Below are 9154 nucleotides of genomic sequence, written 5' to 3'. Positions count from 1 at the left end.
GCCCCTGACCTGCTGTGATTGTGCGCCGTCAGGGACTTGAACCCCGAACCCGCTGATTAAGAGTCAGCTGCTCTGCCAATTGAGCTAACGGCGCCTGCCTCGCGATCCTGCGGCGCGGCGGCTGGAGAGACCCTAGCAAGGGCTTCCGGACGACCGTGCTGCGGGGTCCCGCGGCATGGGGTGAGTGACGGGACTTGAACCCGCGGCCCCCTGGACCACAACCAGGTGCTCTACCAGCTGAGCTACACCCACCATGCGGCACCGGCCTCGACCGGCGACTCGGCAATCCTAGCGTGACATCCGCGGAGCCTCGAAGCGGGTTGTCACGCGTGGTCGGCGAGCCCCGCGGCCACCGCCTGGGCCTGCTCGGACGTTGGGCCGGGCGGGGCCACGAACAGCGTGCGACGGTAGTAGTCGAGCTCACGGATGGACTCGCGGATGTCGGCCAGCGCGCGGTGCGCCAGCCCCTTCTCCGGCTTCGCGTAGAACACCCGGGGGAACCAGCGCCGGGCCAGCTCCTTGATCGAGCTCACGTCGACCAGGCGGTAGTGCAGGTGGGCGTCGAGCTCGGGCATGTCCCGCGAGATGAAGCTCCGGTCGGTGCCGATCGAGTTGCCGGCCAGCGGGGCGGTGCGGGCGTCGGGCACGTGCTCGCGCACGTAGGCGAGCACGAGCTGTTCGGCCTCGGACACGGTCATGGTGGCCTTGCGCACCTCTTCGGTCAGACCGGAGTGGGCGTGCATGTCGCGCACCACGTCGGGCATCGCGGCCAGCGCGTCGTCGTCGGCGTGGATCACCACGTCGACGCCCTCGCCGAGGACGTTGAGGTCCCCGTCGGTCACGAGTACGGCGATCTCGATCAAGGCGTCGCGCGCGAGATCCAGCCCGGTCATCTCGCAGTCGATCCATACCAGACGGTCGTTCACCCACGCAGCCTAAGCGCTACGCTCCGCCTCGTGGCAGAGAACACGGCTCCTGAGGCCCAGAACTCCGCAGCCCAGCAGATCGCTGCGGGTTATGCGACCGAAGGTGCGGCTCTCGAGCTGGGCTGCGTCGTGATCGACGGCACCGTCGACCCGACCGCGCGGGTCCGGATCCCGTTCGCCACCCTCAACCGCCACGGGCTCGTCGCGGGCGCCACCGGTACCGGCAAGACGAAGACCCTGCAGGGGCTGGCCGAGCAGCTGTCCAACGCGGGCGTCCCGGTGCTGCTGGCCGACGTCAAAGGTGACCTGTCGGGGCTCGCGAAGCCCGGCGCGCCCGGCCCGAAGATCGACGCCCGCGCCAAGGACACCGGTGACGACTGGACGCCCACCGCGTTCCCCGTGGAGTTCCTGTCACTGGGCGGGACGAGCTCGGCCGTGCCGATCCGGGCCACGCTCACGCAGTTCGGCCCGATTCTGCTGAGCAAGGTGCTCGACCTCAACGACACGCAGGAGTCCACGCTCGGCCTGATCTTCCACTGGGCCGACCAGCAGGGCCTGCCGCTGCTCGACACCAAGGACCTGCGCGCGGTCATCCAGCACCTCACCTCCGACGAGGGCAAGGCCGACCTCAAGGGCATCGGCGGCGTCTCCTCGGCCACGGCCGGGGTGATCCTGCGCGCGCTGGTCAACCTCGAGGCCGCGGGCGGCGAGGACTTCTTCGGCGAGCCGGAGTTCGAGCCCGCCGACCTGCTGCGCGTGGTGGACGGCAAGGGGGTCGTGAGCCTGCTGGAGCTGGCAGACCAGGCGTCCAACCCGCGGCTGTTCTCCACGTTCCTCATGTGGCTGCTCGCGGAGCTCTACGAGGAGCTGCCCGAGGCGGGCGACCTCGACAAGCCCAAGCTCGTCTTCTTCTTCGACGAGGCGCACCTGCTGTTCACCGACGCGTCCAAGGCGTTCCTGGAGCGCATCGAGCAGACCGTGAAGCTCATCCGGTCCAAGGGCGTCGGCGTGTTCTTCTGCACCCAGCTGCCCACCGACGTCCCGAACGCCGTGCTCTCCCAGCTCGGCGCGCGCATCCAGCACGCTCTGCGGGCGTTCACGCCGGAGGACCAGACGGCGCTGAAGAAGACCGTCAAGACCTACCCCAACACCAAGAACTACGACATGGAGGAGGCGCTGACCTCGCTGGGCACCGGGGAGGCGATCGTCACCGTGCTGTCCGAGACCGGCGCGCCCACCCCCGTCGCCTGGTCGCGGATGCGCGCGCCGCGCTCGCTCATGGCGGCCATCGGCGAGGAGGCGGTCACCGCGGAGGCCAAGGGGTCCACGCTCTTCCCGAAGTACGGCACCACTGTGGACCGCGAGTCGGCCTACGAGAAGCTGCTGGCCAAGTCCGCGCCGGCCCCGGAGCCGGCGCCCGCACCCGCCGACGCCCCGTCGCCGCCCCCGCGCGAGCAGCGCCGGGAGCGCGAGGCGCCGAGCGTGGTGGCCGAGGTGCTGGGCTCGCCGATGGTCAAGTCGTTCCTGCGGTCGGCAGGCACGGCGTTGGGCCGGGAGATCACGCGCGGCCTGTTCGGCACCCGCCGTCGCTGACGTCCCGCCCGGTCCGTCGATCACGGCCGGACGGCGGTCGGTGGACCACCGGGAACGACCCTCTGCCCGTGATCACGGGCGGGTCGGCGGCGGGGCGAGCAGGAACGGGGCCAGCAGGCCGGGGACGGCCGCGTCGGCCAGCGCGATGGCGTCGGCGGCGGCCAGGTCGAGCACCGGGTAGCCACCCGCTCCCGCACCCGTCACGGCCTCCAGCGTCACCAGGCCCGTGCGGCGCTGGAAGATGCTCTGTCGCACGGTCCAGCCGATCACGCCCGAGCGCTGCAGGGCCACGGTGCGCCGGGCCACCGAGCCCTGGCGGCTGACCAGGTAGCGACCGGTCAGGGCGTGGCCGAGGTTGCGGTAGCGGTCCCAGCCCACGAGCGCGGCGATCGGGAGCAGCACCACGCTCGTCGGGCCCGCCCACGACAGCGACGGCACCACCGATCCGACCAGGAACGCGGCCGCCACCAGCACCGCCGTCGGCCCGAGCGCGCGCGTCATCCGGCGCGTCAGCGCCGTGCGGCGGTGGCTGCGCAGCGGTGCACCGGTGATCTCGGCCGGGTGCTCCCGCAGCGCCGCCGACGCCACGCGGTGCGCCTCCGCGCGCGGCACCGGTGGCTGCAGCACGCCACCCTGCGCGTCGCGGGCGAGCCCGGCCGACAGCGCGCGGGTCTGCGCCCCGCGCCCGGCCCGCAGCAGCAGGGGCTCGACGATCTCGACGCCGCGCATGCGCCGCTCGGCCACCGACAGCGAGCGCCGGGTGAACAGGCCGCGGTGCACCCGCAACGCGCTGCCCTCGCCCGTCCGCTCGCGGGTCAGGCGGTAGGCGAACCAACGCTCGGTGAACAGCAGCAGCGCTCCGAGCACGGCTGCGGCCAGCACGATCACGGCTACCACACCCACCGCGATCCAGACGGGCGCGCTCGACAGCCGCGTGGCGGCGTCGTCGACCGCCCCGATCTCCGAGGGGTCGACGCCCAGCTCGCCGAGGAGGTTGAAGATCGCGGCGGCGATGACGCCGACGCCGGCGAGCGAGGAGAACGTCAGCGGCGCGAAGCGGAGCCAGGACCAGTCGAGCCGCGCCAGTACCTCGGCCGGGACGGCCTCGGGCGGCCGTTTCGCCGCGACGGCGGGCGCGGCCGGCGAGTGCTCGAGCAGCTCACGGCGCAGCCGGTCGGCCTCGGCCTTGCTCACGGCGTCGAGGCTCAGGCCGTGGTGCTCCGTCGACGAGCCGGATGCCGATCCGACCTTGACCACGCTGAGCCGGAACAGCCGGTGCTCGAGCCGCGAGGTCAGATCGACGGTGCGGATCCGGTCGCGCGGGACGGAGCGACGCTGCCGGCGGATCCACCCGCTGTGCAGCTCCACGCGCTCGGGTGTGATCCGGTACCGCGTGGTGCGCCAGCGCACCACGCCGAGCAGCACCACGAGCCCCGCCGCCCCGAGTGAGATCCAGACGCGGGTGAGATCGCCCTCCCGGCCGGTGACGAGCACGACCACGAACGCGGGCAACAGCCGGACCAGGCCGGAGAGCGGGCTGACGACGAGCATGCGCGGGTCGAGGCGCCGCCACGGCGTCTCGACGGCGGTGGCGGCAGGCGCTGTCACGTCACCCGTCACGTCGCGTCCCCGGGCGTGGCCTGGGTGGTCTCGGTGAGGGTGCGGGCCAGCTCGGCGGCGTCGGTGGCGTCGAGGCCGCGGATCTTCACCGGCCCCTTCGCGGACGCCGTGGTGACCGTGACGCTGGCCAGCCCGAGCAACTGCTGCAGCGGCCCGTGCTCGGTGTCGACGGTTTGCACGCGCGAGATCGGGGCGATCCGCCACTCCCGCACCAGCCAGCCCGAGAGCGTGTATACGGCGTCGTCGGTGATCTCCCAGCGGTGGATGCGGAAGAGCAGCGGCGGGACGAGGAGGACATAGGCGAGCCCGGCGACGGCCGTCACGATCGCGGTGACGACGAGCCAGCCGGTGCCGAACACGATCCCCAGCACGATCTGCGGCGCGAGCAGGACGAGCACGCTGATCAGGTCGCGCAGCTGCCACCACCGCACGGCCCGCGGGCTGACCTGGTGGGCGGGCGGGCGCAGCGGCAGTGCTGTGATGGTGGCGGGGGCCATGTCCGCAGTGTGCCGGTGACCGGGCGCCTGCGGCATGACAGGTGTCAGGACAGCGGGCCGGCCCTGGCGGCTCACGTGCGGCGGAACGCCTCCAGCTGGGCGGCCCGCACGCCGGCGGTCTGGGCCTGGATCAGGTGGAACGCGGCCTCCCGCGCCCAGCGCTGCTCCGGGCTGCCCGTCAGCATCGCCGATCCGGACCGGGCGGCGATCGCGGCGTGGGCCGCCCGGACGGTCAGCTCCGTGATCTCCGCCCGCAGCGCGGTGCGCTCGGGCACCCGCTCGGCGACGGGGACGTCGGCGAGCAACGCGTATGCCTCGGCGCGCAGCGCGGCGGCCCGCGGCGCGATCGCCAGTGCCGTCTCGACGGCCTCGGGGCGGTCACGGGCGGTGCCCAGCTCGGCCATCGCGACGAGCACCCGGCGCAGCAGGCCCAGTGATGCGGGCGTGGCGTTGGCCGTGTAGGCGAGATCGCGGGCCAGCCAGGCCCGGGCGTCGACCGTGGCGATCACGTCGTCGGCGCCGACCGCGAGCTCGTCCATCTCCAGCGCGACGGTGCGTGTCCCGCCCATCACGGCCAGCGGCAGCGGCGCGCCGGGCCGCAGCCCGGGCTGCTCCCGGGCCGGGACCACCGCGAACACGATCCGCCCGTCGGTGGTACCCGCCGCGATCATGACGACGTCGATCAGGCCCCACCCGGTGCACCAGTCGGCTGTGCCGGACAGCCGCCAGCCGGAGCCGTCGGCGTCGGCACGGACGACGGGCGGCCCGGGGCGGCGGATGTGGGTGATCGCGATGCCCGCGCGGGTGGTGCCCGCGGTGAGCCCGGGGCGGTGCCGCGCGGCGGCCGGGCCGGGGGCGAACGCGTCCGGGGCCAGGCCGGTGACCGGTCCGCGGGACAGCGCCAGCGGTGAGCGGTGCTGCGTGTCGACGAACCAGGTGGCCGCGCAGGCCCCGCTGACCAGCTCGACCGCCTCGGCGTCGACGCGCGCACCCGCCCCGAACCCGCCCTCGGCAACCGGGAGGCTGACGCGGTGCAGCCCGTGCTCGGCCAGCAGCGCGAGGTGGGCGGGGTCGACGCCGTGGGCCGGGTCGTCCGCTGCGGCGGCGTGCGGGGCGAGGACGTCGGCGATCCGGGCCGCGGCCCGGATCGCCGGATGCGCGGCCAGGTCGGGGTCGGGGGTGAACAGCTCCTCCACCGCGTCCGCGGCGGTCCGGGTGATCGTCACCCGGGAAACGCTACGCGGCGACGGCCGTTCGGCCGTGGCCGGTGAGGCGCAGGGAAGCCGGGGGTCAGGCGGTGCGGGTCAGGCATGTGACGTGCAGGGGGCGCGAGAGCGTGGCGCCTGCTCCGCACGAGGCGGGGCGGGGTGGGAGGTTCTGCTCCACGACGTCCACGGTCCAGCTGCCGCCGTCGCGGGCGAGCACCTGCCCTCCGGCCACCGTCAGGGCGTCGGCGTCGCGCAGGCCCGTCGCCGCCCGCACCGCCAGCTCGGCCACCTGGCCCTCCGGCGACCACGTCGAGCGCCCCCGGCACAGCGCCGTCTCCACCTCGCCCAGCCCGGCGGCCTTCAGCGCGGCGACGGCGGTGGGGAGGTCGAGGCGGCCGTAGAGGTAGCCGGTGGGCAGCACCAGCGCGGTGGGGGCGAACCGGTGACCACCCAGGTGGCTGCACTCCCACACGTCCGGCTCGCCCGCGGCCGCCACGGCTACGGCGAGCGCGCGGCCGTCGAGGGCGCAGCAGCGGTCGCGGCGGCCGTGGGTGCAGACCATCAGCAGCGGGTCGTCGACGGCGGCGCCGGGCAGGGGCTCGCCGGCACCGGGCAGGGGCACGGTGGCGAGCTCGTTCGGGCCGTCGACGGTGAGCAACGTGGCGCGGGCCCGTGGCGGAGCGGTGTCGACCAGGTAGAGGCGCGCGGCGTCGTCGGCGGGGTGCCGGCCGGGCCTGCGGATCAGCAGCAGCCGCCACCCGGACGCCGTGACCCGCGCGGCGAACGCGGCGACGGCCGGATCGGGATGGTCGGCCAGGTCCCGCGGCCACGCGCCGCGGTGCTCGAGGCAGGCCCACCGGGGCGCCACGGGCGCGGTGCCCGCCTGCGGCTCGTCCAACGCACGGGAGAGTACGGCGCACCGCACCTCGTCCCGAGCATCCATGTCGGCACGCTACAGAAGGGTGCCCTAACCCGAACGGGCGCCCGGACGTCAGCCCGGGAGGTCGCGGTGGACCACCTTGCCCGTCGCGTTGCGGGGGAGCTCCGCCACGAACTCCACGTCACGAGGGACGGCGAAGCGGCTCAGTTCTCCGCGCACCCACCCGCGGACGTCGTCGGCGTCGACCTGCGCGCCCTCGGCGAGCACCACGAACGCGGCGAGCCGCTGCCCGTAGTCCTCGTCGTCGACGCCCGTGACGGCCGCCTCCCGCACCTCCGGCCGCGCGGCGAGCAGCTCCTCAACCGGGCCGGGGTGGATGTTCTCCCCACCGCTGACGATCATGTCGTCGGCCCGGCCGGTGAGGTGCAGCAGCCCGTCGGCGTCGATGCGGCCGACGTCGCCGGTACCCATGAGCCCGTCGACGCGCTCGACGTCGGTGCCCTCGCGCGTGTAACCCTCGAACGGCATGTCGTTGCCGACGAACACGCGTCCCTCCTCGCCGGGAGCGGCGGACCTGCCGTCGGCGTCGAGGATCACGAGGCGGGTGCCCGCGGGGGCGCGACCCGCGGTGCCGGGGGCCGCGCGCAGGTCGGCGGGGGAGGCGATGCTCACCCAGGAGACCTCGGTGGAGCCGTAGAGGTTGTAGACGACGTCGCCGAAGCGGTCCATGAACGCGGTGGCCAGCGCGGCGGGCAGCGCCGACCCGCTGACGGCGACGATCCGCGGCCGGTACCCCGTCCAGGCGTCGTCGAGGTCGTCGAGCTCCAGGAGGCGCTGCAGCATCACCGGCACCGCGAACACGGTGTCGCAGCGGTGCTCCTCGACGGTGCGCACCAGGCCGGCCGGGTCGAACTTGCGGTTCAGCACGATGGGCGCCCCGTGCAGCAGCGCCAGCAGCAGCGCCGCGTTGCCCCAGGTGTGGAGCAACGGCGCCGCGATGAGGACGGGCTCGCCGGCCTTCAGCGGGATGGCCGACAGCACGGCCGCGACGGGCGCGAGGCTGTGTGGCGGGGGACGGCGCGCGCCCTTGGGCGGGCCGGTGGTGCCGGACGTCAGGACGATCGTGCGGCCCGCCGGCGGGCGCAGCGGCAGCGGGCCCGTGCCGTCGCGGACGATGAGGTCCTCCAGGGAGGGCGTGCCCTCGCCCCACGCGGTGACGACGGCGCAGCCCGTCCCGTCGAGCGGCGGCACGTACTCCGCGTCGGCGACCACGGTGTGCAGCTCCAGCTCGCCGGCCACGGTCGTCAGCTGCGACGCGGACAGCCCGGTGTTGAGCAGCACGGCGTCCGCGCCGAGCTTGCCGAGCGCCGCCTGGGTCTCGACGACGCCGCGGTGGTTGCGGCACAGGATCCCGACGCGTGCCCCGGGTCCGACGCCGGTGTCGCCCAGCGCGCGGGCGAGGCGGTCGCTGCGCCGATCCAGCTCGGCGTAGCTGAGCCAGCCGCGGTCGTCGACGATCGCGGTGCGGTCGGGATGGCGCGCGGCGCCGGCAACGACCCCCGCGGCGACGGTGGCGCCGTAGCGGACGAGTGCCTCGCCCATGCCGAGCAGGCGGTCGGGCCGGACCGGGCGCACCACGCCCGACTTCGTCAGCTCCACCACCGCTCGCGTCGAGCCGACGGCCTGCTCGGCCACGTTCCGGGCCCACCCCGCGATGTCCACGGGCCCGAGTGTCCTCGGGCCAACGGCAGGCGTGCACGACGGCCTGCGCCCGCCCGGAGGGCCCGGCAGGTCCACCGTCGCCGGGGGGTGTGCGACGACGGACCCGCCGGGCGGATCGTGCGCCATCGGGACGCACGAGTCGGTGGGCTACTTCGGCTTCGTGAGGTCGTAGACGGTGCGCCCGCCCACCGTGGTGGCGGTGAAGTGGCTCGTCACCCAGGTGGTGATCTCCGAGCTGGTGCCGCGGCCACCGAACATGCCGCCGGGTCCGCCGCCCCTCTGCATCTGCTCGAGGAACCGCTCGAACCGCGGGTTCTCGCGCAGCGACTGCGGCAGCTGCTCGATCAGCTGGGCCGGGTCGCCGCCCCCGCCGCCGAAGCCGCCGCCCTCGACGAACCAGCGCACGTCCCCGGCGGCCACGTAGGCCTGGAACTGCGCGAGCGTCGGAGCCGGGTCGGAACCCATGAACCCGCCGATGCTCATGATGTTGGTGTCGCTGGACAGCGCGAGCCCCGCCCCACCCATCGCACCCACCGTGGCGGCGGACCACTTCGTGTCAGCGCTCTTCAGCAGCGCCACGAGGGCCGGGTCGGTAGCGGCCTCCCCGCCCCCCGGTCCGCCCATGCCCATCCCCGCTCCACCGCCGCGCTGAAGGTCGCCGCGGGCCGCGTCGCCGCCGGGGCCGCCCTGCCCCGGTGCGCCGCCCCC

At 74.6% G+C, this 9154-nt stretch carries 7 protein-coding genes, 2 tRNA genes and 1 pseudogene; 1 reads left to right on the top strand and 9 read right to left on the bottom strand.

The genetic code is table 11. The annotated features are described in order from the left end of the window. Positions 1-21: 21 nt before the first annotated feature. From JWR81_RS32800 to orn, 3 genes are all read right to left on the bottom strand, one after another. Positions 22-94 (bottom strand) — tRNA-Lys (locus JWR81_RS32800). 82 nt (positions 95-176) lie between these two features. After that, positions 177-252 (bottom strand) — tRNA-His (locus JWR81_RS32795). Positions 253-323: 71 nt separating this feature from the next. Next, positions 324-926, bottom strand: coding sequence for an oligoribonuclease (gene orn, locus JWR81_RS32790; protein ID WP_297661690.1), 603 nt, complete (start codon positions 924-926; stop codon positions 324-326). Positions 927-956: 30 nt separating this feature from the next. Between orn and JWR81_RS32785 the strand changes: the two genes are divergently transcribed. Then, on the top strand, positions 957-2519 hold the full coding sequence (locus JWR81_RS32785) for a helicase HerA-like domain-containing protein (RefSeq protein ID WP_297661688.1): 1563 nt from the start codon (positions 957-959) through the stop codon (positions 2517-2519). Positions 2520-2591: 72 nt separating this feature from the next. Here JWR81_RS32785 and JWR81_RS32780 read toward each other — a convergent pair whose 3' ends face one another. From JWR81_RS32780 to JWR81_RS32755, 6 genes and pseudogenes are all read right to left on the bottom strand, one after another. Continuing rightward, positions 2592-4139, bottom strand: a complete 1548-nt coding sequence (locus JWR81_RS32780) for a PH domain-containing protein (protein WP_297661686.1) — start codon at positions 4137-4139, stop codon at positions 2592-2594. Beyond that, the gene (locus JWR81_RS32775; protein ID WP_297661684.1) at positions 4136-4636 is read right to left on the bottom strand and encodes a PH domain-containing protein; all 501 of its coding nucleotides are present in this window, start codon (positions 4634-4636) and stop codon (positions 4136-4138) included. Before JWR81_RS32775 ends, JWR81_RS32780 begins: the two co-directional genes overlap by 4 nt. 71 nt (positions 4637-4707) lie before the next feature. After that, on the bottom strand, positions 4708-5862 hold the full coding sequence (locus JWR81_RS32770; RefSeq protein ID WP_297661682.1) for an acyl-CoA dehydrogenase family protein: 1155 nt from the start codon (positions 5860-5862) through the stop codon (positions 4708-4710). A gap of 64 nt (positions 5863-5926) precedes the next feature. Continuing rightward, positions 5927-6787, bottom strand: a complete 861-nt coding sequence (locus JWR81_RS32765; protein ID WP_297661680.1) for a sucrase ferredoxin — start codon at positions 6785-6787, stop codon at positions 5927-5929. A 48-nt stretch (positions 6788-6835) separates the two neighbouring features. Next, positions 6836-8446, bottom strand: coding sequence for an AMP-binding protein (locus JWR81_RS32760; protein ID WP_297661677.1), 1611 nt, complete (start codon positions 8444-8446; stop codon positions 6836-6838). A gap of 147 nt (positions 8447-8593) precedes the next feature. Continuing rightward, positions 8594-9154, bottom strand: a pseudogene (locus JWR81_RS32755) (glycosyl transferase); the annotation flags it as partial.

Origin of the sequence: Pseudonocardia sp., from assembly GCF_025965585.1 — a bacterium.
Classification (GTDB): domain Bacteria; phylum Actinomycetota; class Actinomycetes; order Mycobacteriales; family Pseudonocardiaceae; genus Pseudonocardia.
Note: the sequence above shows the minus strand (reverse complement) of the source record. Positions and strands in the feature narration are given on the sequence as shown.